Annotated in this window: 21 protein-coding genes; 11 read left to right on the top strand and 10 right to left on the bottom strand. The window is 38.8% G+C overall.

From position 1 onward, the window contains the following. Positions 1–103 precede the first annotated feature (103 nt). The 3 genes from AAAY30_RS06925 to AAAY30_RS06915 all read right to left on the bottom strand — a co-directional run bounded on the left by AAAY30_RS06925 (position 104) and on the right by AAAY30_RS06915 (position 2,957). Entirely contained in the window at positions 104–1,498 is a 1,395-nt protein-coding gene (locus tag AAAY30_RS06925; RefSeq protein ID WP_195410747.1) for a putative ABC transporter permease, read from the bottom strand. A gap of 85 nt (positions 1,499–1,583) precedes the next feature. Beyond that, a complete protein-coding gene (locus AAAY30_RS06920; protein ID WP_186935246.1) occupies positions 1,584–2,489 on the bottom strand; it encodes an SPFH domain-containing protein in 906 nt (301 codons plus the stop codon). A 21-nt stretch (positions 2,490–2,510) separates the two neighbouring features. After that, positions 2,511–2,957, bottom strand: coding sequence for an NfeD family protein (locus AAAY30_RS06915; protein ID WP_117705451.1), 447 nt, complete (start codon positions 2,955–2,957; stop codon positions 2,511–2,513). Positions 2,958–3,302: 345 nt separating this feature from the next. Here AAAY30_RS06915 and AAAY30_RS06910 point away from each other — a divergent pair, with 345 nt between their 5' ends. Next, a complete protein-coding gene (locus tag AAAY30_RS06910; RefSeq protein WP_022234210.1) occupies positions 3,303–3,896 on the top strand; it encodes a DUF4364 family protein in 594 nt (197 codons plus the stop codon). A 334-nt stretch (positions 3,897–4,230) separates the two neighbouring features. On the opposite strand, the gene AAAY30_RS06905 is transcribed toward AAAY30_RS06910, so the two are convergent. The 7 genes from AAAY30_RS06905 to pyrE all read right to left on the bottom strand — a co-directional run bounded on the left by AAAY30_RS06905 (position 4,231) and on the right by pyrE (position 12,775). After that, positions 4,231–4,491 (bottom strand): pro-sigmaK processing inhibitor BofA family protein, encoded by a 261-nt coding sequence (locus tag AAAY30_RS06905; RefSeq protein WP_301965733.1) that lies wholly within the window; start codon positions 4,489–4,491, stop codon positions 4,231–4,233. A gap of 249 nt (positions 4,492–4,740) precedes the next feature. After that, the gene (secG, locus tag AAAY30_RS06900) at positions 4,741–4,998 is read right to left on the bottom strand and encodes a preprotein translocase subunit SecG (protein WP_022234208.1); all 258 of its coding nucleotides are present in this window, start codon (positions 4,996–4,998) and stop codon (positions 4,741–4,743) included. Positions 4,999–5,149: 151 nt separating this feature from the next. Then, positions 5,150–7,387, bottom strand: coding sequence for a DNA gyrase subunit A (locus AAAY30_RS06895; protein ID WP_418615617.1), 2,238 nt, complete (start codon positions 7,385–7,387; stop codon positions 5,150–5,152). A gap of 16 nt (positions 7,388–7,403) precedes the next feature. Next, complete coding sequence (locus tag AAAY30_RS06890) at positions 7,404–9,389, bottom strand: DNA gyrase/topoisomerase IV subunit B (protein WP_499215898.1); 1,986 nt, start codon at positions 9,387–9,389, stop codon at positions 7,404–7,406. An 11-nt stretch (positions 9,390–9,400) separates the two neighbouring features. Next, entirely contained in the window at positions 9,401–11,359 is a 1,959-nt protein-coding gene (gene uvrB, locus AAAY30_RS06885) for an excinuclease ABC subunit UvrB (protein ID WP_195410744.1), read from the bottom strand. A gap of 14 nt (positions 11,360–11,373) precedes the next feature. After that, positions 11,374–12,063: a JAB domain-containing protein gene (locus AAAY30_RS06880; RefSeq protein ID WP_417151793.1), complete on the bottom strand. Its 690-nt coding sequence runs from the start codon at positions 12,061–12,063 to the stop codon at positions 11,374–11,376. Positions 12,064–12,097: 34 nt separating this feature from the next. Continuing rightward, positions 12,098–12,775: an orotate phosphoribosyltransferase gene (gene pyrE / locus AAAY30_RS06875; RefSeq protein WP_022234203.1), complete on the bottom strand. Its 678-nt coding sequence runs from the start codon at positions 12,773–12,775 to the stop codon at positions 12,098–12,100. A 390-nt stretch (positions 12,776–13,165) separates the two neighbouring features. Between pyrE and AAAY30_RS06870 the strand changes: the two genes are divergently transcribed. The 10 genes from AAAY30_RS06870 (at position 13,166) to AAAY30_RS06825 (ending at position 25,253) form a co-directional block, all read left to right on the top strand. Beyond that, positions 13,166–13,729 (top strand): prepilin-type N-terminal cleavage/methylation domain-containing protein, encoded by a 564-nt coding sequence (locus AAAY30_RS06870; protein ID WP_271229682.1) that lies wholly within the window; start codon positions 13,166–13,168, stop codon positions 13,727–13,729. 215 nt (positions 13,730–13,944) lie between these two features. Beyond that, positions 13,945–14,421: a prepilin-type N-terminal cleavage/methylation domain-containing protein gene (locus tag AAAY30_RS06865; protein WP_296152874.1), complete on the top strand. Its 477-nt coding sequence runs from the start codon at positions 13,945–13,947 to the stop codon at positions 14,419–14,421. Positions 14,422–14,696: 275 nt separating this feature from the next. After that, complete coding sequence (locus tag AAAY30_RS06860) at positions 14,697–16,430, top strand: hypothetical protein (RefSeq protein WP_296152872.1); 1,734 nt, start codon at positions 14,697–14,699, stop codon at positions 16,428–16,430. A gap of 14 nt (positions 16,431–16,444) precedes the next feature. Further along, a complete protein-coding gene (locus AAAY30_RS06855) occupies positions 16,445–17,044 on the top strand; it encodes a hypothetical protein (protein WP_022234200.1) in 600 nt (199 codons plus the stop codon). A gap of 16 nt (positions 17,045–17,060) precedes the next feature. Then, positions 17,061–17,846 (top strand): prepilin peptidase, encoded by a 786-nt coding sequence (locus tag AAAY30_RS06850; protein ID WP_301954782.1) that lies wholly within the window; start codon positions 17,061–17,063, stop codon positions 17,844–17,846. A gap of 32 nt (positions 17,847–17,878) precedes the next feature. Then, entirely contained in the window at positions 17,879–19,585 is a 1,707-nt protein-coding gene (locus AAAY30_RS06845; protein ID WP_295058103.1) for a GspE/PulE family protein, read from the top strand. A gap of 12 nt (positions 19,586–19,597) precedes the next feature. Next, positions 19,598–20,779: a type IV pilus twitching motility protein PilT gene (locus tag AAAY30_RS06840; RefSeq protein WP_295053681.1), complete on the top strand. Its 1,182-nt coding sequence runs from the start codon at positions 19,598–19,600 to the stop codon at positions 20,777–20,779. Positions 20,780–20,784: 5 nt separating this feature from the next. Beyond that, a complete protein-coding gene (locus AAAY30_RS06835; RefSeq protein WP_022234196.1) occupies positions 20,785–22,026 on the top strand; it encodes a type II secretion system F family protein in 1,242 nt (413 codons plus the stop codon). A 32-nt stretch (positions 22,027–22,058) separates the two neighbouring features. Then, complete coding sequence (locus tag AAAY30_RS06830; RefSeq protein WP_499215897.1) at positions 22,059–24,671, top strand: hypothetical protein; 2,613 nt, start codon at positions 22,059–22,061, stop codon at positions 24,669–24,671. Continuing rightward, the gene (locus tag AAAY30_RS06825; protein ID WP_022234194.1) at positions 24,672–25,253 is read left to right on the top strand and encodes a type II secretion system protein; all 582 of its coding nucleotides are present in this window, start codon (positions 24,672–24,674) and stop codon (positions 25,251–25,253) included. The last annotated feature ends 11 nt before the right edge of the window (positions 25,254–25,264 follow it).

Below are 25,264 nucleotides of genomic sequence, written 5' to 3'. Positions count from 1 at the left end.
TTTTTTAAACTTTCACAACAAACAATGCGCTAAACCATAAATTAACGGGCAGCAGATATATTTACCTGCTGCCCGAGTTGAACTCTGAATTTTCAATTCACTGCTAATCTTTTTCCGGTGCTTTCATATTCGGAAACAGAAATTCCATTTTCTCATCGTCAAAATGATAATCTATATACTGTATAAAAGCGTTATCCGTTTTTGGGTGTTCTGCCCTGTCCTGCCATCTGTAAACCGCCGCACAAGACATAAATGCATTAAATACCATAAATATTATGAGTACCGCCGTCATTACTCCGCCTGCACGCTTTGGAATTTTCTCAATAAGTCTTGCCATCCACGGATAAACAAAGCGTACCCATACAAGTCCCAGAAAGCCCCAGATAAGCGCATACATAAGGTTTGTTCGTCCGTTAAAATTCAGCGGAGTATCGCTGTAATCCCATGATACCGTACCAAAAACAGTTTCCTGAAACCATGAGCAAAAATACTCAAAACTTGCACCAACCACTGCGCTGATTACAAAAATAAGCGTATCGTTAAGTTTATACAGCTTATAAAGCACAACAGTCAAAAAGCACGCTCCGCCGCCGTAAACGGGAATGAACGGTCCGTACACAAGTCCCACTCTCACCTGAAAATTACCGTCAATCATAAACGCCCACAAAGTTTCAAGTATCGTGCCAAAAAACGAGCCTATCACAAACAGATAAAACAACTTTGTAAAACAAAGTCCGAACGCAAAAGGTCGTTCTTCTTTATTCTCAAAAACAGCCGTATATTCGGTCATATTTTTATCCTTGACCTCGCCCACTTTATCTGAAATCATACCGAGATAAACGCTTGTTTTAAGGTCAGGAAATGCATTTGCAAGTCTTCTTCTTAAAATATTTTCCGTAAAAAGTCTGTTACAGTTTTCGCCTATAAGTTTTATTTTTTCCTCGTCTGCATCATCTCCGAGCAATTCTTCAATATTGCTTAAATATTTTATTCTGCGTTTTAATCTTATAACCGTAATCACAGAAAAAATATAGTCAAGCAAAATTATTGCAAGCAGAGCAAACAAAATTATATAGCTGACTGTAGTCGGAATAAGCATAACAAGTGCGTCGGATACGGGCATAAATACTTTTATAAAACCAAATCCGAAAAGTCCTGCCAACAATGCATAAGGCAAAGATATATAACTGCCGATGCTAAGTTTTGACTGCGAATAATCCCATACTTTAAATCCGAGGATTTTTTCAAACAAAAATCCCGAAAGAACTATTACGGCGGTTGTAAGTGCAATCGAAGCAGCAAGCAAAAGCCACGGATAATTTGCAAGCGGAGTCAAAACCACTCTGCAAATAACAGCCGTAAGTCCGTACATAGGGAAAAACGGAGAAGTCAGAAAGCCGTTATTTTTAAACCTTTTATATACCGCAAGGTTTCGTATAACATTACCGACCCAGCCTAAAAACGAAAATATAACAAATGTCCAAAGAATAAGAACCATTAATTCACTTCCTATAAAAAAGCACCTAAGGGTGCAGATAAAAACTGCACCCTTATGCCATATTTTGATTTAGAATTATACTGTATTACTTCTTTGCAGGCTCATCTTTCCAGATTTCCTTAATTGCGGCAACATTTCCTGCAATTGACTGGAGCTCCGACGGAATAATAATCTTTGTAGCCTTACCGTCAGCTGCTTTTGCAAACGCCTCGAGAGATTTAAGCTGAATGATTCTGTCTGTAGGAGCAGCCTCATTGAGCATACGAAGAGCGTCGGCATTAGCTCTCTGTACTGTAAGAATAGCCTCTGCCTCACCGGCAGCCTCTCTGATTTTCTGTTCCTTAACAGCGTCAGCTTTTAGAATAGCAGACTCTTTAAGACCTTCCGCAATAAGAATCTGACTGCGCTTTTCACCTTCGGCGTCAAGAATCTTAGCTCTTCTTTCACGCTCTGCCTTCATCTGCTTTTCCATTGCGTCCTGAATTTCACGAGGCGGAAGAATGTTCTTAAGCTCAACACGCTTTACTCTGATACCCCATGCGTCTGTAGCCTCATCAAGGATAATTCTGATTTTATCGTTGATAGTGTCACGGGAAGTAAGTGTGCTGTCGAGTTCGAGTTCACCGATTATGTTACGAAGTGTGGTTGCTGTAAGATTTTCAATAGCGTTAAGCGGACGCTCAACACCGTAGCTGTAAAGCTTAGGGTCTGTAATTTCAAAATAAACTACGGTATCAATCTGCATAGTAACATTATCTCTTGTGATAACAGGCTGAGGCGGGAAGTCAACTACCTGCTCTTTTAAAGATACTTTTCTTGAAACTTTGTCGATAAAAGGAATTTTTACATGCAAGCCCGTACCCCAAGTTGAGTGATAAGCACCGAGTCTTTCAACTACATAAGCGTGCGCCTGCGGTACGATTTTAACATTGCTGATTATAGCAATTAAAATGATTAATAAAATAATTGCAATTACAATTAACGGTCCCATTCTGATTTCTCCATTCAATAATTATTCTCCCTGCCAAGGTTCAACTATCATTTTTACACCCTCAATGGCAAGGATTTTGACTTTGTCGTCTTTCTTTACAGGTGTAGGATTTTTCAGCTTTGCGGTCCAGACTTCACCGCTCACCTTTACCTGACCCACTGCTTCCAAAGTGTCAATATCGGTAAGCATTACACCTGTTTGCCCAATAAATCTGTCGGAATTTGTTTTTACCTCCTTATGACCTTTTTTATACTTATCCACAAGCGGTTTTGTAGCAATGAGCGTACCGCAGGTAACTACGATAAACACTATAACCTGAACAAGCACAGACGAAGTAATAAGAGAGGATACGGCAGCGCAAAGTGCACCTACGACAAACCATATTGAAACAAGCTGATTTGTTGCGGCTTCGCCCACAGCCATAACCACTGCAATACCAATCCAGACAAAAGGCATATACTCTTCCATATTCACATCTCCTTTCACAACAACATTCTACCATAAGAACAATATACAGTCAATTATTTTTTCAAATTATACTATAATTTTTAAAATATTTTTAACATTTAGGTTACTATATTATTAAAATATTTTTATTTGCGAAATTTTATGTGTGTTTATTTATAATATTTTCTCCATATCGGCAATTTTTTAAATATGAAAATTCAGCCTTAATTACTGTTAAATTAAAACATAATTAACCGCAAAAGCAATACATATCGGAATATTTTTTCGGTTATTATAAAATTTCTCTACACATTTATATTTTTATATGATATAATTAAATAAATTAAACTGAAATTAGGTGAAACTATGGCTTTTGATACATTTGACGAGGGTATTGTCCCGGGCGGAATGAGGAGCAAATACGAAATTCGTATTCTTATATGCTATCTTTTAAATTCAATTAAAGAACCCGTCAGCAAAGAAATTATTGTTGACTCAATATGTGAGGAAAGCCTTGCAAATTACTTTGAAACAAGTTCATGCTTTGACGATCTTATTGAAAAAGGAAATATAATTGAAGAAGGCTCCGACGGAGATATAAAGACATATACCGTCAGCGAAAACGGAGTTATGATTGCAAATCAGCTCGACACCATACTTGCCTACACCGTAAAAGAAAAAGCGTATGACTGCGCAATAAACCTGCTTGCGCAAAAGAAAAAAGAGCGTGAAAACAGCGTAGAAATCGTTAAAACCGATATGGGTTACAATGTAAACTGCAAAATTTCGGGCGGAAATCTTGATTTGCTGAGTTTTTCGATTTTTGCTCCGGATATGCCGCAGGCACAAATAATCAAAAAGAATTTTTACGAAAACCCAACAACTTTTTATAAAGTAATCCTCGCCATGCTCACACAAAACAAAGAAAGCGTAGGCGAAGCACTCGAAAGTCTTTTATGATTATAAAAGCAATTGATAAGATTAATATTAAGAAACAAGATACCGACTTGCAATTTTAATGCGAGTCGGTATTTTGTTATATCGATTATTCTATAAAAAGCACTTAAAATATAATGAAATCAAGCGATTAAAATATTTTTATTTTGAAATATTTTTTCAACTCGGTAACATCTCTTACAACAATAATGCCGTCTTTGTTTAAATCAGCCATTTTTAAGCCCTTATAATCAAATGAGCCGTTTTCTTTGAAAATAAAAACATTAAGTGCAGAAAAAAGCCTTGCTAATTGATTTTGCAAGGCTTTTGGATAAAAATAAAACAAACAGAAATTGATTTAAAAAAATAAATTCAGTCCAAGCATCAGCGTTACTCCGGGCACTCCGCCAAATGCGGCACAACACACCGACACAAGGCTTACAGGCAGGTACACACCTGTAAAAGAGCCTGTCAGATTTACCGCAATCAGCGTTAAAATTCCTATAGCCATTGAAAGCAGACTTCTTTTAAACGGATGTCTGCTTTTACTTATGTAATGAGCAAATGCAAACAGCAAAAATGCACCGAAAAATATTAATCCTATTCCCCACAAAGGCATAATTAACAGCTCCTTTAGCATAAACAATACTGTAAAACAGAGTCTTTTATATATGTAGGATAAATTGGTTTTGCTCTAAATGTTAGGCAAAATAATTTAAAAATTTAGGTCAAGCCTTTTTAAAGTTCGACCAAACTTTTATAATTAATTTGCAAATCAATTTGCTAAACCATAAAAACAAAAATAGACCGCAGGACTAACCTACGGTCTATAATTATGTTTGAAATTTTAAAAATATTACAAGCTTAATCAGAAACTTTTTCCGACAAAATAAGCAAGTACATTAAGTGCAATTACGATAATTACGAAAATTGCTGCAAAAAACTTTGTAAAACGAGCAAGCTTTGCATCAATCGAGCGAGCCTTATTTTTTGAGAAATAAGAGTCAGCAGCACCGGAAACAACACCGATACCCTGCTGGTTGCCCTGCTGAAGAATAATTACGATGATAATTGCAATGGCTGCTACGATAAGCACTGAACCAAGAACAATACCCCAAACGCCCATATTATACCGTTCCTTTCTGTAATATAAATGTATAATAAGTTCCAAATACAAAAACTAACTAATTTATATTAACATAAAATTATAGATTTTGCAAGATTTTTTTGAAAAAATTTAAATTTTTTTGATATATTTCCAAAGGTGAAATATACAGTTAAATCAGCGTAAGCTGTTCGTCGGTTGAATCTTCATTTGCAGGCATAGCGCCGAGAGTAGGAAGTGTTTTCGTTCTGTATCTCTGCGGCTTTGCAAATGTTCCCTCAACATACTCCGAAATTTCAAACAGTCTGTGACCTTTTTTGAGTTTCATAACCGCCACGCCCTGTGTCGAACGGGTTGTTTTCAGATTAATTGCACCCGAATGAATAAGCAACATTCTGCCTGATGACGCTTTCAACAAAAATTCTTTATCCTCTGTAAAGAATACCATTCCCGCAAGCGGTGATTTATCGGAATAAGCGCCCGTAAGTTTTTTTCGGTTTGTCTTTGTTTGATAAGCCTCAAGCGGCACTTTTGCAAGTTTACCGTTCTCAAACGCAAACAACAGAATACCCTTATAATCCTTTGTTGCAACCATATATACAGCGTTTTCGCCCTCGTCCATACCGAGTTTTGCAGGTACATAGTCGCCGAGTGTGCTTGCCTTTGTATCGGCAAAATCCGCTGCCTTTGCTTTGTAAACCTGACATTTATCGGTAAAGAACAGCAATTCGCCATTATTTGAAAATTCGCAGGTCTGGGCAATCTCATCGCCGTCCTTGAGCTTATGGTTGCTGCTCATTCTAAGCGACTGCGGAGTAATCTTCTTGAAATAGCCTTCCTTTGTAAAGAAAAGATTTACGGGGTAATCAGGAACATCGTCCTTTTCCTCCGTATAACTTACGATATCTTCGTAAATTATAATACTCTTTCGTGGCTGACCGTATTTTTCGGCAATCTCTTTGAGCTCCTTTACAATTATGGTTTTAATTCTTGTCTTGCTCTTGAGAATTTCGTCAAGTTCGGCAATTTCCTTTTCAAGTGCCTCAATTTCTGCCGTACGCTTTAAAATATATTCACGGTTCAGATGACGAAGTTTTATTTCTGCAACATACTCTGCCTGAACCTCGTCAATACCAAATCCGATCATAAGGTTTGGTACAACCTCTGCCTCTTCGTCTGTTTCTCTTACAATTTTAACCGCTTTGTCAATATCAAGCAAAATAGCCTCAAGACCCTTTAAAAGGTGGAGTTTTTCGGCTTTTTTGTTTCTGTCAAAATATGTTCTTCGTCTTACACATTCAATTCTGAATGCAATCCATTCTTCAAGCAAAGCCTTAACACCGAGCACCCTCGGCACTCCGCCGATAAGTACATTAAAATTGCAGGAGAATGAATCTTCAAGCGTTGTAAAACGGTAAAGTTTTGCCATAAGTCGGTCGGGATCGACACCGCGCTTAAGGTCAATCGTTATCTTAAGACCGTCAATACCCGTTTCATCTCGAACATCGGCAATATCCTTTATTTTTCCTGCTTTTACAAGGTCAATAATCTTTTCAATAATAACTTCGCAAGTGGTTGTGCTCGGAATTGAAAGTACATCAATACAGTTTGCCGATTTATCGTATTCATACCTTGCCCTGAGCTTTATACCGCCCTTGCCTGTTTCATAAACCTGGCGCAATGCACTTTCGTCATATATAATCTGACAGCCGCCGATAAAATCAGGTGCAGGCAATGTCTGCATAACATCGTGGTTCGGGTCACGAATAAGCGCCGCCGTGGTTTCGCAAATTTCTTTTAAATTGAAAGAACAGATATTTGACGCCATACCTACCGCAATACCTGTGTTTGTATTTACAAGTACAGACGGAAAAGCAACCGGCAAAAGTGACGGCTCTTTCATTGTATTATCGTAGTTATCAACAAAGTCTACGGTATCTTTATCTATATCACGAAAAAGCTCGTTACAGATTTTGTCAAGTTTTGCCTCTGTATATCTTGATGCCGCCCATGCCATATCACGGCTGTAGAATTTACCGAAGTTACCCTTTGAATCCACATAAGGATGTAAAAGCGCTTCGTAGCCTCTCGAAAGTCGCACCATAGTGTCATAAATCGCCGAATCGCCGTGCGGATTAAGTTTCATAGTTGCACCGACAATATTAGCGGATTTTGTTCTTGCACCGTTTAAAAGTCCCATTTTATACATTGTATAAAGCAGCTTTCTGTGCGACGGTTTAAATCCGTCAATCTCCGGAATAGCACGGGAAAGAATAACGCTCATTGCGTAAGGCATATAGTTTTCTCTGATTGTAGAGTCAATGTTCTGTTCTACAACTTCACCCGCACCGTTGATAACACCGTGTGTTTTTCCCGTTGCGGCAGGCTGTGTTCTTCTTCTTTTTGCCATAAATTCGCACCTCCCGTTAGCTTACATCAAGATTGTCAATGTACTCGTTACCATGAGCCACAATGTAATCTTTTCTGCCCTGAAGATTGTCACCGAGCAGAATATCAAAAATTTCCGCTGTTTTTTCAGCGTCTGTCGGCATAACCTTTATAAGTCTGCGAGTATCAGGATTCATAGTTGTAAGGTTCATCATATCAGGCTCGTTTTCACCAAGACCTTTTGAACGCTGAATTGTGAATTTTTCTTTGCCGATTTCCGCAATAAACTTATCTTTTTCCGCCTCGTCATACGCAAAATACACATCATTTTTAGCTGTAATCTCATAAAGCGGTGATTCCGCAATAAAGACTTTTCCCTCGTTTATTAGCGTAGGAGTAAGTCTGTACAGCATTGTCAAAAGCAATGTTCTGATCTGAAATCCGTCAACATCGGCATCGGTACAGAGAATAACTTTATTCCAACGCAGTGCGTTAAGGTCAAATTCGCTCAAGTTTTTATTGGCCTTTGACTTTACCTCAACACCGCAGCCGAGCACTCTAAGCAAATCCGTAATTATTTCGCTCTTAAAAATTTTGTCATAATCAGCCTTAAGACAGTTAAGTATTTTACCTCTGATTGGCATAATCGCCTGAAAATCAGGGTTTCTTGCCTGCTTACAAGCACCGAGAGCAGAGTCACCCTCTACTATAAAAAGCTCTCTTTCCTCGGCATTTTTGCTGCGGCAGTCAACAAACTTAGCTACACGGTTTGTCATATCAAGACTGCCCGAAAGCTTTTTCTTTATGTTAAGTCTTGTTTTTTCGGCATTCTCTCTACTGCGCTTGTTTACAAGCACCTGCTGTGCGATTTTGTCTGCCTCAAGCGGATTTTCGATAAAATAAACTTCAAGGCTCTGCTTTAAGAAAGCAGTCATTGCGTCCTGAATACCCTTGTTGGTAACTGACTTTTTAGTCTGGTTTTCATACGAAGATACGCTCGAAAACGAAGAAATTACACACACAAGGCAGTCTTCAATATCATCAAATTTTATCTTGCTTTCCGATTTATTGTATTTATTATTTGTCTTTAAGTAATTGTCTATCTGATAAAGAAAAGCAGTTCTCACCGCCTTATCAGGAGCACCGCCGTGCTCAAGCCAGCTTGAGTTGTGGTAATACTCGGTAAGTCTTGTCTGATTTGAAAAAGCAACCGCAACATCAATTTTACATTTATATTCCGGCTTATCGTCACGGTCACGGGTTTTTACCTCCGTTGTCCAATGCTGAACCGAAGTAAAACCGTTTTCGCCGATGACCTCCGCAACATGATCCTCAATACCGTTTACATAGCAATAAGTTGTGGTGTCAAAGCTCTTACCGTTCTGATTTCTGAACACAAATTCAACGCCCGCATTGACAATAGCCTGTCTTTTCATTATGTCAAGAAAATATTCAGGCTGAATGTCTATATCGGTAAATACCTCAAGGTCAGGTTTCCAACGGATTTTTGTACCTGTATCCTTTTTATTGTACGGCTCTTTTTTTAAGCCGCCGACATTCTCGCCCTTTTCAAAATGCAAGGTATAGCGGGTACCGCCACGGCGAATATCAACATCCATATATTCGGAGCTGTACTGTGTTGAGCAAAGTCCGAGACCGTTCATACCGAGCGAAAACTCATAGTTTTCTCCCTCGTTGTTGTTATATTTACCGCCTGCGTACATTTCGCAGAATACAAGTTTCCAGTTAAACTCATTTTCTTTTTCGTTAAAGTCAACGGGAATACCTCTGCCGTGGTCTTCTACCTCGATAGAACCGTCGGAAAACCTTGTTACGGTAATTTTTTTGCCGTAGCCCTCTCTCGCCTCGTCAATAGAGTTAGAAAGAATTTCAAAAACTGAATGTTGACAGCCGTCAATACCGTCAGAGCCAAAAATAACCGCAGGTCTTTTTCGTACTCTGTCTGCGCCTTTAAGGGCAGAAATACTTGAATCACCGTATTCAACTGCTTTGGTTTTAGCCATTTAATCAATCCTCATTTATCGCCACGGAGCTTTTTGATTTTGTCACGCAGATATGCGGCGTGTTCAAATTCAAGCAGCTTTGCGGCAGCTTTCATTTCCTTAGTAAGGCTCTCGATAAGCTGTTGCTTTTGAGCCTTGTTCAGCTTTTTAGCCGATTTAAATTCATCATCTGTATGTGTAGAAATTTCAAGAATTTCACTGACTTTTTTAACAATAGTGGTCGGCGTAATGCCGTGTTCCTTGTTGTATGCCTGCTGAATTTTTCTTCTGCGTTCGGTTTCGGTAATCGCCTTGCGCATAGAATCGGTTACACTGTCGGCATACATTATTACAGTGCCCTCGCTGTTTCGTGCGGCACGGCCGCAAATCTGGATAAGTGAACGCTCACTGCGTAAAAATCCCTCTTTGTCGGCGTCAAGCACGGCAACCAGCGATACTTCCGGAATATCAAGACCCTCTCGCAAAAGGTTGATTCCGACAAGCACATCAAATTCGCCGAGGCGCAAATCTCTGACAATTTCCATACGCTCTACGGTGTCTATATCGTGGTGCATATAGCGCACCTTGATACCCATTGTTTCAAGGTATGCTGTCAAATCCTCCGCCATTTTCTTGGTAAGAGTGGTAATAAGCACTCTCTGCTTTTTGCTCACCCTTATATTAATTTCAGAAACCAAATCATCAAGCTGTCCCTCGGTAGGTCTTACCGAAATTTCAGGGTCAAGAAGTCCTGTAGGTCTGATAATCTGCTCTGCTATTGTCTGTGATTTTTCAAGTTCAAGGTCGCCCGGAGTTGCACTTACAAACACAACCTGATTTATTCTGTCGTAAAATTCGTCAAAATTAAGCGGTCTGTTGTCAAATGCAGACGGCAGGCGGAAACCGTAATCAATAAGATTTTTCTTTCGTGCATGGTCGCCTGCGTACATTCCTCTTACCTGCGGCAAAGTGACATGCGACTCATCAACAAACAACAGAAAATCCTTGGGAAAATAGTCAAGCAAAGTAAACGGCGAAGAACCGGGCTTTCTGCCCGACAAAATTCTCGAATAGTTCTCAATGCCCGTACAAAAGCCAATCTCCTGCAGCATCTCCATATCATAGCGTGTGCGCTGTTCAATTCTTTGTGCCTCAAGCAATTTTCCGTTCTCACGAAAATACGCAAGTCTTTCTTCAAGTTCACGGTCAATTTCTTTGAGTGCGGTTGCCATTTTATCCTTAGAAACAATGTAGTGTGACGCAGGATAAATTGCCGCATGACGCAAAACCGCCTTTAGTTCTCCCGTAAGTGGGTTAATCTCGGATATACGGTCAATTTCATCGCCGAAAAATTCTACTCTTATTATAGAATCGTTAGATGCGGCAGGAAAAATTTCGACCACATCTCCCCTTACTCTGAACTTATTTCTTATAAAATTAACATCGTTGCGCTCATATTGCAGTTCAACGAGTTTTTTCACAAGGTCATCTCGGCTTTTTTCCATACCGGGGCGTAAAGATATTACCATATTTCGGTAATCAATCGGGTCGCCCAAGCTGTAAATACAGGAAACCGAAGCAACTATAATTACATCTCGTCTTTCAGAAAGCGCAAGAGTAGCGCTGTGCCTGAGTTTGTCTATTTCGTCATTTACAGCGCTGTCCTTTTCTATATAAGTATCCGTGTTGGCAATGTATGCCTCCGGCTGATAGTAATCGTAATAAGACACAAAGTATTCTACCGCATTGTCGGGAAAAAACTCCTTAAACTCGCTGCAAAGCTGTGCCGCAAGAGTTTTGTTGTGCGCAAGCACCAGGGTAGGTCTTTGCGTTCTTTCTATTATATTAGCCATAGTAAATGTTTTACCCGAACCCGTTACGCCGAGCAAAGTCTGCTCTCTGTTGCCCGACTCAATGCTGTTTACAAGCTCATCAATCGCAGCAGGTTGGTCACCCGTAGGCTTATATTTAGATTTCAGTTTAAATTCCATAAAATCAAACCTTATTACAATAAAAAAATACTTCCCGACATTTCACTTTCACGCAGGGAAACATAGTCAAACTCCGTCACAATATAATGGTCAACAAGGCTTACTCCTATGCTGTCAAGAGTTCGTCTTATGATTTTTGTAGAAGTCAGATCGCTTTGCGAGGGCAATGCCGAGCCGCTCGGATGATTGTGTCCTAAAAAAGCGGTCTTTGCGTTGTGCCTTAGCGCAAGATCAACGATTTTCCTAAGCGGAACATCCGACGAACTTAGCGAACCTTTGGCGATAATATCAAAGAAAATCATTCTGCCCTTTGCATCTCCGAGCATAAGCGCAACTGCCTCGTTTGTTCTGCCTATAAACTTATTTATAAACATTTCTCCGAGATGATCAAGCTCGATGACATTATGATTTTCCGTTTTTGATTCTTTATACACTCTCGAAAACTCGGGAAGCATTTTCAGAAAAACCGCACAAGACTGCGAAAGTGAAAATTCACGCATAAGCTCGTCAACAGGTGCGTCGCACACACCCGCAACGGTTAAATACCTGTCGAGCAAACGGTGTGCAAGCGCATTTGTATCTTTTCTGGGAATGGCATAGAAAAGGCACATTTCAAGCACCTCGTGCGGCTCAAAGCCGTCAAATCCGTTTTCAAGAAACTTTTTGCGAACACGGTCACGGTGTCCTGTATGCTCATTTGCCACGCCATTCACCTCCGATTAAATTTCTGTTAAGTAATTATTCTTTTACACCGTACTGCTCATAGTACGCGTCAATTGCAGCCTTGAGCTTGTCGTCAATAATAACTTTGCCCTTGTATTCCTTATTGTAAAGGTGCTCAACAACCTCTGCCATGGTAACGATTGCGGTTGTTTTCAAGCCGTATTTCTCTTCAATTTCAGAAAGCGCACTCTTTGTACCCTTGCCTCTCTCCATTCTGTCAACGGATACAACAAGACCGATAGGGTCAACATTGCCCTGCGCCTTGATAATCGGGAGAGTTTCCTCGATAGAAGTACCGGCTGTAGTAACATCTTCGATAATAACTACCTTGTCGCCGTCATTTATAGGACTGCCGAGTAAAATACCCTTATCGCCGTGGTCCTTAACCTCTTTACGGTTTGAGCAGTAGCGAATATCTGTATCGTACTTTTCGCTGATAGCAACAGCAGCGGCAACAGAAAGCGGAATACCCTTGTATGCAGGTCCGAAGAGAACATCAAAATCAAGACCGAATTTCTCTTTGATAGCCTCTGCATAGTAGCCGCCGAGCTTTCTAAGCTGTGCGCCTGTTCTGTAAAAGCCTGTGTTTACAAAGAAAGGTGTCTTTCTGCCGCTTTTTGTTACGAAATCGCCAAATTTAAGCACCTGGCAATCAACCATAAATTCAATAAATTCCTTTTTATAAGCGTCCATAGTAAAATCCTCCGATAAAAATACATAATTTAACATTTAACATCATACCACATATGTTCGGTTTTGTAAATGATAAAACGAAAATTTAACTGTTATTTAACCGTTAAAAAAATCCCTATATAAATAGTATAGAGAATTTTTACGAAAATCCGTGTTTAATATATAATTAAATTAAACCGTCTTTTAAGCAATATATCAACAAAATTATTAAAAAAGTTTTACAATCGGTACTGTTTTTTAATAAATCAAGGGTATTATTATTTTCAACAAATTAATAAAAAAAACGGCATAAAAACTATAAAAATGCACTTGCATTATTTTTACTTTCGGTGTACAATATTTGCTGTAATAATATTTTGCAAAATATTATATTTTGAATGAGGGAGAAAAATGAAAGAAAAAAGAACACCAAATTCACGCATAAGCGTGCGATTTAAATCGTTAGGTCTTGCAAAAAAAATCAAAAGCAAAAAAGGCTTTACATTGGTAGAACTCGTAGTGGTAATTGCCATAATAGCTATTCTCGCAGCTATAGCTATACCAATAGTTGCATCTACTACTAAGTCATCTATAGTAAGCAGGGCAAAAACCAACGCAAACACCATAGAATATGCCTTTAAAGAAGCCGATGCGGCTGTTGCGGGTGAAGATAACACAAAATATATCCATGCAAGCACAAATACTATACAAATTTCTGAAGTTATAGCCGCTAATAAACTTGAGCATATTATTCAGCCCGAACTTCTTTTTGGCACACCGTATTATCCTGTTATCTGTAAAAGCAAGGTGTATTTTGCAGTTGATTCAAATAATGACGGCAAATTTGATGCAAACGACAAAACCATTGACGGTACAAAATTACCCGATGAGGCTATTGCTCTTTACGACCAAGCAAACGGGTGTATAAAAGACGGAAATATTACAACGCTAAATCTTTCAAACAGAAAAAATTAACGGCACTTTTAACAATTTAACGCAGTAAAGTTTGTGCAATGTTATAAAAATGCGTTTTTTAACTTTTTTTGGTAAAAATATATTGCAAGACTTGCAAAAATGTTATATAATAAACTTGTTTAACGGGAACGGTAACGCAAAATCCTATCAGCAACCGTCGTTGCGGTTTCCACAAAACGGCTCACAAATTATTATTAAAAAGAGAGGTAAAAACAATGAACGAAATTCAGGCAGTAAAAACTGCAAAAATCGAAGAAGTTAAGAAGAACAGCAAAAAAGGCTTTACACTCGTAGAGCTCGTAGTAGTAATTGCAATCCTTGCAATTCTCGCAGCAATCGCTATTCCGGTTGTATCTTCAACAATCGCATCATCACAGAGAAGCACTGCACTTTCAGACGCACAGACACTTGAGCTTGCTCTTAAAGAGGCTCACGCTCAGATCGTTGCTAAAGATACATCTGTTTATACTGATGCTGCAACAGTAGCTGATGTAATTTCTGAAAAGTCACTTCAGAGCATTCATGTTGGTGATACTCGTACAATCGGTGGTGATACATATACACTTTCATGGTGTGCAGCTGATGATAAGTGCTATTGGATGAATGGTACTACTAACCTTGATTCTTCAATCACTCCTGGTGGTACAACAGTTGCTATTGCAACTGGAGATGTAGTTTCAACATTATTCTAATTTTTTAATTAATGTAATCTCGGTTTTGCTGATGACCGACAACATACAAGCAAAAGGCTCGCCGAGTGCGAGCCTTTTGAAATATATATAGGCTTTTCGGTGTATTAAACTCAATTTTTGTGTATTGTTAATAACTTTTAGGGGATATGCCCTGTTTGATTATAAAATTATTTTAATTTATTCTTTAAAGTAATTTTATAATCAAATCGGTTTAAAAATTTTTAACGGTTTTGATAAGCTTAAACAAGCATAAAATTTCAGGTGGTGTATTAAATATGAATTATGTACTGGTGCAGATTGCCAAAAGATACCTTTGCATAACAGCCTGCGAAACTGTAGGCGAGGCAGCTGCTAACGGCACTGCAAATAAAGGTAACAGTAAAAAACAGGCTGACCCTAACGAAAAGAAAGCCTACTCTTTCTCCTCCCCTCTTATTATTCCTGTTGACAAGGCTGTATTAAAAGACAAAAGCTCCGTATGGGAAGACCCTGCTTTACTCGCCCGCCTTGTAAAAGACGGACTAAGCACAATGAACCACAGTGAGGTTCGTGATGTTATTCTTATGGTAGAAAGCTACGACCTTACCTGTCAGGAGTATCAGCATATCAGAGGTGCCAAAAGAATAATTGAAGGACTTGCAATTGACAGAATCAGAGATTTTGTCGGCGAGGCGGTTTCCGACTTCTCGGTAATCTACAAGGATTACTCTACATACAAAACAAAAGAAGTCAGCGAAGAAATCACATCTAAGGCTTTTGCAATGCCGAAAGCACTTGCGGATGACCTTGTTGCAGGATTTAAGTCTTTCTCTCTTAATCTTATCCAGATTATTCCGTCAGAGGCGGCAATGATTTATGCTGCTCAAAAGACAATCTACAGCTTTAACAAAACCGTAGCTCTCATCAGTATGGACTATTCGGCAGTCAGAGTTTTTATCGCCAAAAACGGTGTGCCTCTCTACTGTCACGAATTTACATCCCCTGTAGATGAAATTTTACAGGTAATTGAAGAAGACAGAGATTTAAGCACGGCTGCCGCTATTGATTACCTGCGTACCGCCGGATACGGATTTAAAAATGAATGCAGAAATGCGTCTTCAAAAAGAAAGATTGACGATATTGCAGAAAACCTTATAGATGATATCGTCCGCAATGTTCGCCTTGTTACAATGTCGCTCAACATCAGCATTGACCAGTTGTTCTTAAGTGACTTCTTGGCTTACATTCCCCACATCCGCAACTATTTTGTAGGTTTTGGACTTGCAGGCGAGGTTATGCTTGTATCTGATACATTCAATACAGGCTCGGTAATTCCGGAACCGTCGCTTAAGGCAAGAGATGACTTCTACAAAAACGGTTCATACTTCCTTATGAACGAACTTATGAACTGCGGTACAGTATTTGAGAACAACCTTATTTACGGACTAAAGGCTCAACAGGCTAAAACACTTGATGACAGTGCAAAGGCTGCAAAAGTCGGTTGTGTCGGTCTTGGCATACTCTGTGTTGCGGGACTTGCTTTCTTTGGTTTCTACTTTGGCAGAAGCGTTGTAGATGATATGATTTATAACAATACAAAGTACGACTATGCAAAAACTCTTATTCAACAGAGAGATGACATTACCCAGTCTTTGGCAAATCAGTCACAGGATGCCGAGCTTTTACCGAGAACACAGCTTTATTGTGAAGATGTAATTAATCAGCTTGACACACAGGTTGTTAAGAAAATGAAAAGCTTTGGCAGTTACAATATTACTCATACTACTGACGGTGATGAAAGCTACTCTATTCCGATCAGCGGTACAATCAAAGACTTCCCTGCCTTTATTGATTTACAGAACAGCATCAAAGAGGACGGATATTTTATAATGAATGAAACCTTCTCGGTTTCAGATGATCCGGATTCAGGTCTTTATCAGCTTTCTGCACAAATTACAACAGACAAAACAACTGTTGAAGCAAGAAACGCTGCTAATAAATCAACCAATAACAGCAATGCTGAAAATTAAGGGAGGGAAAAATAATGAAGAAAAATAAAATTCCGGGTTCAATTATCGCCTTTTTAGTACTTCTCATTGTTTTTGTAATTATATTGGTTGCACTTGTAGTACCAACTATTACAAAGCTTCCAAAATACAATGAAGATCATGCTACAATTTCAGCTCAAATTGCCGACTGCGACGATGTACTTGCAAATCAGACAAGTGTCGAAGCCAAAATTGACGAAATGACTCAGCAGTACAACGAGAATCAAGAAGCACTTTATATTGACGCAAAATCATCTGTTGAGGATTTACAGTCTATCTTTGCTGACCTCGGCATTGATATGTCATCACTTAACCGTGGTGAAAGTATTCAGGATGACCAGGGCAGAACATCAAAGGGCGGTGTTCCGCTTTTTAAAACAAATCTTTCTTTCAGCTACAACGGCTCAGAAGAGAACACACTCAAACTTGTTCATTACCTTGAACAGGAATCAAAGGGTTGTTACTTTATTAATTCACTCATAATGTCACCAATGGAAGACAGCAGTGATTACTCGACCTCATTCGATGTAACATTGTACTATTTTGACTCAACAAAGCAGGTTGCAACTACTGCACCAACAGAACCAACTACATAATTATAAGGACTTTACTATGGCTAATTTACTTCCAATCGACTTTTCACAAATTTCAACCTATATAACTCTCGCAGTAATTTTAATACTGTCAGTTGTACTCTGTATGCTCGCATACAGGCTTATGAATGTCGTGCCTGCAAAATGGCTGTGCGACTATGATGAAGAGCCGGACGAAAGTCTTTTTGGCACAAGGTATATTTTCAAACAAAGCGGAATTTACACTTCCGCTTTGTTTGCTATATTTAACTTAGGCATCTTTGCGTTTTTCGGCTATTCTTATTACACGATTTTCTTTTTATTAATTTCGATTACAATGCTCCTCATAGCTATGAGTGACTTTAAATATACAATTATTCCCGACCAATTCACAATTGCACTTGCAGTGCTTTGTGTTGCGCTTGCAATAACCGACCTTTTCACGCAGCAAATCTTTATTAAAGAATGGTGGAGTATTCCGCTTGGTGCTGTATGCGGCGGCGGTTCGCTTATGCTTATAAATTTATTTTCTATTGTAATTCTCAAAAAGAACGGAATGGGCTTCGGCGATGTAAAACTTATGCTTGCACTTGGTGCTTGCCTTGGTTTTCCTATGGTATTTTCAGGACTTTTAATCGCCGTATTTATAGCTTTCCTTTATATAATATTTTTGCTTTTCAAAAAAATATTTTCAAAAAACGAAGTTTCAAGCTATTTCCCCTTTGGCCCGTTTCTCTGCATCGGTTCACTTTGCAGCTTGTTCTTAGTCAATGTAATTAACTACGGTTTAGACCTTTACTTCGGTCTTTTCAGCCTTAGCTATTAATCTTGTCAATTCCCGTGAAAGGATGATCATATATGAAAAACTCTGTTTTTAACTTGAGTGACTATCTCGTTAAAAGCGGTACAGTAAGTTTAAAAACATTAAAGCGTGTTGAAATGCTTTATATGGAAGACAATACTCTTACTCTTGAACAAGCGTTGATAAAAGAAGGCGTTGTCACAGAGGATCAGATTTATGACCTTATGGCAAAGAAAATGCATTTGCCGCTTGTTGACCTTACTTCCTACTACATATCAGACGATGTAGCCCAGCTCATTCCGGAGCAGATGATGGAAGACCTCGGCGTTATGCCGCTTACGATTGAAGGCAATTATCTCTTGATTGCCATGACAAATCCGCTTGATTATAAAGCAATTTATACTCTCAACAACTATACAAAAAGAAAAATAAAAACCGCTATATGTACTCCTACACAACTTAAAATCAAACTTGACGAAATTTTCAGTGTGTCGGACAAAGAAGCGGTAATAGACGAGGCTCAGGAATTTGTTCAGAGCCAGATGAAAAAAACTGAGGACACAGTATCCACCGAAGATCAAGAGGATATTGAAGATCAGCCTATCATTAAATTTGTAAACAATATGATAGCCGAGGCTGTAAGACAGCGTGTATCCGATATTCACCTTGAGCCTCAGGAAAAGAAATTGGTAATTCGTTTCCGTATTGACGGTAAACTTATTAAATATATGGACTCAAGCAAGGAGCTTGCTCCCTCTGTAACGAGCCGTATTAAATTTATCAGCGGTATGAACATTGCGGAAAAAAGAATTCCGCAGGACGGTAGAATTCACTATAATATCAATAATCAAAAAATTGATATGCGTGTATCTTCTCTTCCTTGTGTTTATGGCGAAAAAATCGTAATCAGAATTACAACCGCACTCGGTATGAAGCTTGATAAAAAGAACATCGGTTTTCTCCCCGAAAACCTTGAGAAATTCGACCAGCTTTTGACATCAAGCCGTGGTATCATTCTTCTTTCGGGTGCAACAGGTTCAGGTAAGTCAACCACACTTTACGCTGCTCTTTCATCTCTTAACACCGAAGACAAAAACATTGTAACAGTTGAAAACCCTGTCGAAATGGTTTTGCCGGGTGCTACACAGGTTAATATCAATGAAAAAGCAGGACTTACATTTGCAAGCGTTCTTCGTTCTATCCTCCGTCAGGACCCTGATATTATTATGATCGGTGAGATTCGTGACCAGGAAACCGCAGATATCGCAGCAAGAGCCGCTATCACAGGTCACCTTGTACTTTCAACAATCCATACATATAACGCAGCCAGCTCGGTTGTCCGACTTATTGATATGGGTGTTGAACCTTATATGGTATCTTCTTCTATGCTCGGCGTTATTGCCCAAAAGCTTGTAAGAAGACTTTGCCCGGAGTGTAAGCAAGCATATGATGCAACAGATGACGAGCTTAGACTTCTCGGACTCCCTATCACCAAACAGCTCACACTTTACAAACCGGGTCAGTGCCCTGCTTGTAACAACATAGGTTATAAGGGAAGAATTGCCGTTCACGAGGTTATGCCTGTTTCAAGATCTATTAAAAATGCCATTCATCTCGGTAAAACCACAGATGAAATTGACACAATAGCAAGAGAAGAGGGTATGATTTCACTTCGTGATAACCTTAAAAAGCTGTTGTATGACGGTATTATATCATTTGATACATTCATTGACACTGTATCAGAAATCTATCAGGAAGATTAAGGAGTAAGTTTTATGGAATTTGAAGAGATGGTCAGATTTGCCGTTGAAAACGGTGCGTCTGATATTCACCTTGCGAGCAATAACTTGCCTTCTTACCGTAAAAACGGTAAAATTATGAACTACAAAGGCACAGAGATTCTTGACGAGGACACAGTTATGAAGTATATTGACGAGGTTCTTGAGCCTGCCGATTACCTTAAGTTCTGCAACACAGGCGATATCGACTCGGCTTATCAGTTTGGAAACCTCGCACGATTCAGAGTTAATGCATTCAAGCAGCGCCACGGTGCGACGCTTGTAATGCGTGTAATCAAATTGAATCCTCCAAAACTCGGTGATTTAAATTTGCCGCGGTCTATTGCAAAAATTCTTAACCTGCAGGAAGGTCTTGTACTTGTAACAGGTCCTACCGGTAGCGGTAAGTCAACAACACTTGCAGCTCTTATCAATGAAATTAACCATCGAGAAGAACTGCACATTATCACAATTGAAGACCCTGTTGAGTATATGCACTCCCCTGCAAAATGTATTATTAACCAGAGAGAAGTCGGCCAAGACAGTGAAACTTACTCGTCAGCACTTAAATCGGCACTTCGTGAAGACCCTGATATTATCCTCATGGGTGAGATTCGTGACCTTGAGTCAATGTCAATCGCTCTTCGTGCAGCAGAAACAGGCCACCTTGTTTTTTCAACACTTCATACAGAGAGTGCCGCAAAAACAATCGACCGTCTTATAGATATGTTCCCTGTTGAAAGACAGAAACAGGCACTCAACCAGCTTTCAACCACACTTAAGGCAGTAATTTCACAGCGTTTGCTTCCAAGATCAGACCGTCCGGGCCGTATCGGCGCTTTTGAAATTATGTTTGTTAATTCTGCTATCGCTAACCTTATCCGTGAAGATAAGATTCCGCAGATTGAACAGATGATTTCTTTGAACCAGCAGACAGGTATGATTACAAGAAAGTTGAGTATCGAAAACCTCCTCAAAAGAGGACTTATTTCAAAAGAAACTGCCGACAAGTACAGTTACGATGTGGCTGATAACGCAGCACTTACAGGCGGCAACAATTCTCCGCAGCCGGGCGCACCGGGAATACCACAGCAACCACCGCAGCAGTTGACCGCTCCAATGCCACAGTATTCTAATCTCCCGCAAAACAGCACAAACGCTTATCTTAACAGGAGGTAAAAATAATGGAATTTTCTTATGTAGCAGTAAACGAAAAAAATCGTAAATATCGTAACCGTATGACAGCAAACACCAAGGAAGAGGTTAAGCGAAAGCTTGAACAGCGTGGTCTTATCGCTATTTCCATTAATGAAGTAAAAAAAGGTTCGCAGGAAGATATTCCGATCTGGCAGCGTGATCTTGGCGGTTCAAAAGATGTGCATACATTAAAAATCAGTAACAAGCGACTTCTTACATTTATGCACCAGATGGCATTGATGATTCGTTCGGGTATTTCGCTTTCGGTTGCAATGGCCGTAATGTGTGACACTGAAAAAGATAAGAATATGTTGAGAATTTTACAGGAAATAACCGCAAACCTCTACAACGGTATTACTCTTTCGCAGTCGCTAAGCTCATTTAAAACTTTCCCGACTGTTTATGTAAACATTATTCAAACAGGTGAGGCAAACGGTCGACTTGATGAAGCATTTGATAAGTGCGTTAGTCTTCTCAAAAAGGAAATCACACTTAAGAACAAGATCAAGGGTGCAATGATTTACCCTATCTTCCTCCTCATTCTTACAATCGGACTTATCATAGTAATGAGTGTAGTTGTACTTCCGTCATTTAAAGGATTGTTTGAAAGTTTTGACTCCGAACTTCCGATAATGACGCAAATTACAATGGGTATTTCAGATGTACTTATTCATTACGGCTGGCTCATTATTCTTATTATCGTTGCAATTGTAGTTACAATCAGAATTCTTTACAAAAAGAACTATTCATTCTGTATGTGGTGGTCAACATTCCAGCTTAAAATCCCGATTATCGGCGAAGTTTTAAGACTTAACCAGCTTACAAGATTTGCAAATATGATGGCAACACTTACTTCTTCCGGTGTAAACATTCTTTACGCACTTGAACTTTCAAGAGATGTAGTAGGCAACAAATTTATGTCCGACTGTCTTAACCAGGTAATTGAAGATGTAAGAATCGGTACACCGATCAATATTTCCCTTTCAAGATACCCAAAAGCTTTCGATCCGCTCTTTGTATCAATGATAAGAGTCGGTGAGGAAAGCGGTATGCTCAGCGATTCCCTTAACAAAATGGCAGATATGTACGAAGAACAGGCAACCGACGCTACACAGCGTATGACAGATGCAATGACACCTGCAATGACAATCATTATCGCCGGTATCGTAGGTTTCGTTGTAATTTCTATCGTACAGGCAATGTTCGGTATGTATTCAGTTATTAACTAATTGTATTTCAATAATCGAAAGGAGTTTTTTTTATGAAGAAATTCACTACAAAGAAGAGAAAGATTAACAGCAAAAAGGGTTTTTCTATGGTGCTTGCCATAGCCTTGGTTGCAGTCCTTTTCTTAACAACAACCTCTTTTTTATCTATTGCAATGCTCCAGCAAAAAGAAACCGGTACATCAATGAATTCTCGTCAGGCATATGTTTCCTCAAAAAGTGCTCTTGATATAGCTGAGGATTTCTTGAATGACGGCAAGCTTAACTTACCTACAAATATCGATGATTCAAAATATTATGTTTTCTACTATGATGCATCCGGTAATGTTCAGGTAAAGGATTTTTCAAATGCATCTGACGCACAGAATTTTATTGATAGCACAGACTTTACAGTTATTGGCAACGCTTATGTTAAAATAACAAAGACTTCAGACACTGAATATACTATTACAGCTGTAGGTTCAGAAAGCAAGTACAACAACACAAACGGTGGCAACACAGGTGATATTTCAGCTAAATTTGAAGTTACCCAGCATTGGGAAAAGAAAGAATTAGGCACATCACTCAGAATGTCTGAAAAGAAATTTTCTACTCCACCTGCCGCAAGTAGCACAGGTTTCCTTACGCTCGGTGACCAGACAGCTTTCTCTCTTTTAAGATCTCAAATTAAATCTACTTTAAATGAAGAAAGAGATTTCCGTACAATTCAAGGTATGGAAGATAAAGGCGGTTTGGCATATATTCTTCGTAATGAAGCAGAAAAAACACCAATTTCATCATTTTTCCCACTTGTTTTTGATAAGGCAGTAAAAATCACAAGTAGCTCAGGAAGCCGTTGCAGAGCTATTGCATATAACAACGGTATCTATCTTCTTGGTAATTATTCAGGTACTGATGTAAAATCAAGTACAGGTGTAGACTTACAGGATATTTGTTACTATCCTAATTCTGATGCATCATATGGCTGTACTTTGGAGTGCAAATTTCTTGTAATCGGCGGTAATATGGCTTGTAAAACCTCAGCCGGTCAAAAAGGTGCTGCTGTAAAATATGCTGGTAGTGACTTTGCTACAGACAAAGGTGTAGTAATTTACTTTACCAAGGATAATATTATATGTAAAAATCCTAACTATAAAGAGGCAGCCGTATATAATAAAGGATACTATTTTTTACCTATTGAAACAGAAGCTATAAATCAAACAGGTATTGATTTATTTGATCCGGATACGCCAAATAAACTTACGAAAATCAAAGATTTAAGTACGGACAGCCACTATAAAAATCTCAACGGTATTGACAAATATAGTTCCTTGCTCGATTCAAATGGTAATCTCAAAAATATGCACTCAGCATATGAAGAAAAAACTGACTCTGGCAAAAAAACTGTATGTTTTCTTGAGAAAAACGGAACTTTCAAGACAAAAGATAATCCACTTGTATGTACAAATATTCCTAAAAGCAACTACTATACAGGTTGGGAGGATTATTATACTTATTGTGCACCATCTGCAATGCCTACAGCGTCAAACAAAAGCTATATAGACCTGTATGCCGGCACAGAGTTCAATTATCTTTGGTATAATGTTAATCAAATGGATTTAAATTCAAATGTTAATATTAATATTAGAAGCCGTAGTGTCGTTTTAAGTATTGGACCTGAACAGGGAGAGGAATTATACTATAACCGAAACAAGATGTATCCTTATAACTTTAATCAAACCAATCTTCCTACAAGTGATTTTGCTACTGATAGTGGCACTAAAAAAACCACTATTACCTCTTCAGGAGCAAATAAAATCAAGCAAAATGATGCTACAGCTTCATTCAATGTAATGCCATACTTGGGTGAAAGCTCATTTACACTGACAGTAATCAATGACTTTACTGTAGAAACAGCAAACGGAACCACTTACACAGTAAAGGCAGGCAAATACACAGATATACCGAAAGAAGGACTTAATCTTTTCGACGATAACGCAAAAGACTACTTTGATAGCCACTCAACAGAACAGGAAGATTCTGATTCTTCAGGTATTGACTGGGTACAAAGCGGAACTATAAACACTTCCGTTGCCGACAGCAAGCTTAATCAGAGCAGTTCTGTAATTAAGTTTGAAGCTTCAAACGGCGGCACTCTTAAAAACGGTGCATACACAGCAAAAGCAATTTACTGTGACTTTGGCAATACAGTCAAGGGAAACAACGCTACACTCAAGGGCGATGCTATTTCAATAGGTGCAAATAAATTGGATGGCAGTGGTGCTAATAATGGTTTGTTCATTAATACCTATGGTGGCTATTCAGACTCAATATGTGAGCTTATTACAAAAACTACTATAACAAAAACTGACGGTACAACCGAAATTCAGACTAATAAAACACCTAAAGACGGATCTTTGCTCCATATCACCCGTGATACTGAACTTGTGCTTGATGACGGACTGACATATTCACTTAATGAAGGCTACTACTACTTCCCTGAGGAAAAGTCAGACTTCAACATCTTAAGCAGTGCTTTCTGGCAGAAATGGACTGCAACAAATCCTTACTACTATGCAAAGGAAATAAACAAAGACGACACTATAAGCTACAGCATTCACAACGATTTAAAAACAGACAAAGTAAGCTTTGAAGGGAAGTATTTCTAAATGAAGAGGAAAAAACCGATATTGAAAAAACACTTTAAAAGTAAAAAAGGCTTTTCTCTTCTTGAACTTATTTGCGCAATTATGATCATGGCAATAGCCGTTTCGGCTACTGCCACCGGTCTTGCAATCAGCTATGAATCAATTACCAAAAACAGCCTTATGAACAAGGCTTCGGCAAAAGCTCAGATGTATTGTGACATTGTTATGACATATGTTGAAAAGACACCTTCTCACAATCCAACATCAGTATGGGATTCAAGCTTAGACTTATCTAAAAACAAGCTTTTTGCCAATCAGCCAAATACAGGTCTGAAATTTGACTCAATAATTCAAACAAGTATTAATGATGATGTAAACGCTCTTGACAATTCAATGACTGCTAAGCAGTATGATACAGCATCAATCGGCTCAAGAGATTTTGACATATCTGAAATGGCATATGTTGTTGAATTTCAAGGTAAATATGTAAATAGCGAAGGCAAGGAAATGGTATCTTACAAGATAACAACCTATGTTAACTATGGCACAAACGGAACAACAACCTGCGAGGGTGTTGTTACCAAGCCGGAATTTGCAGAGTAAGGAGGATATGC

Source organism: Ruminococcoides bili, from assembly GCF_040093295.1.
Taxonomy (GTDB): domain Bacteria; phylum Bacillota; class Clostridia; order Oscillospirales; family Acutalibacteraceae; genus Ruminococcoides; species Ruminococcoides intestinale_A.
The sequence above is the reverse complement of the archived record's forward strand: the minus strand, read 5'-3'. Positions and strand labels throughout refer to the sequence as shown.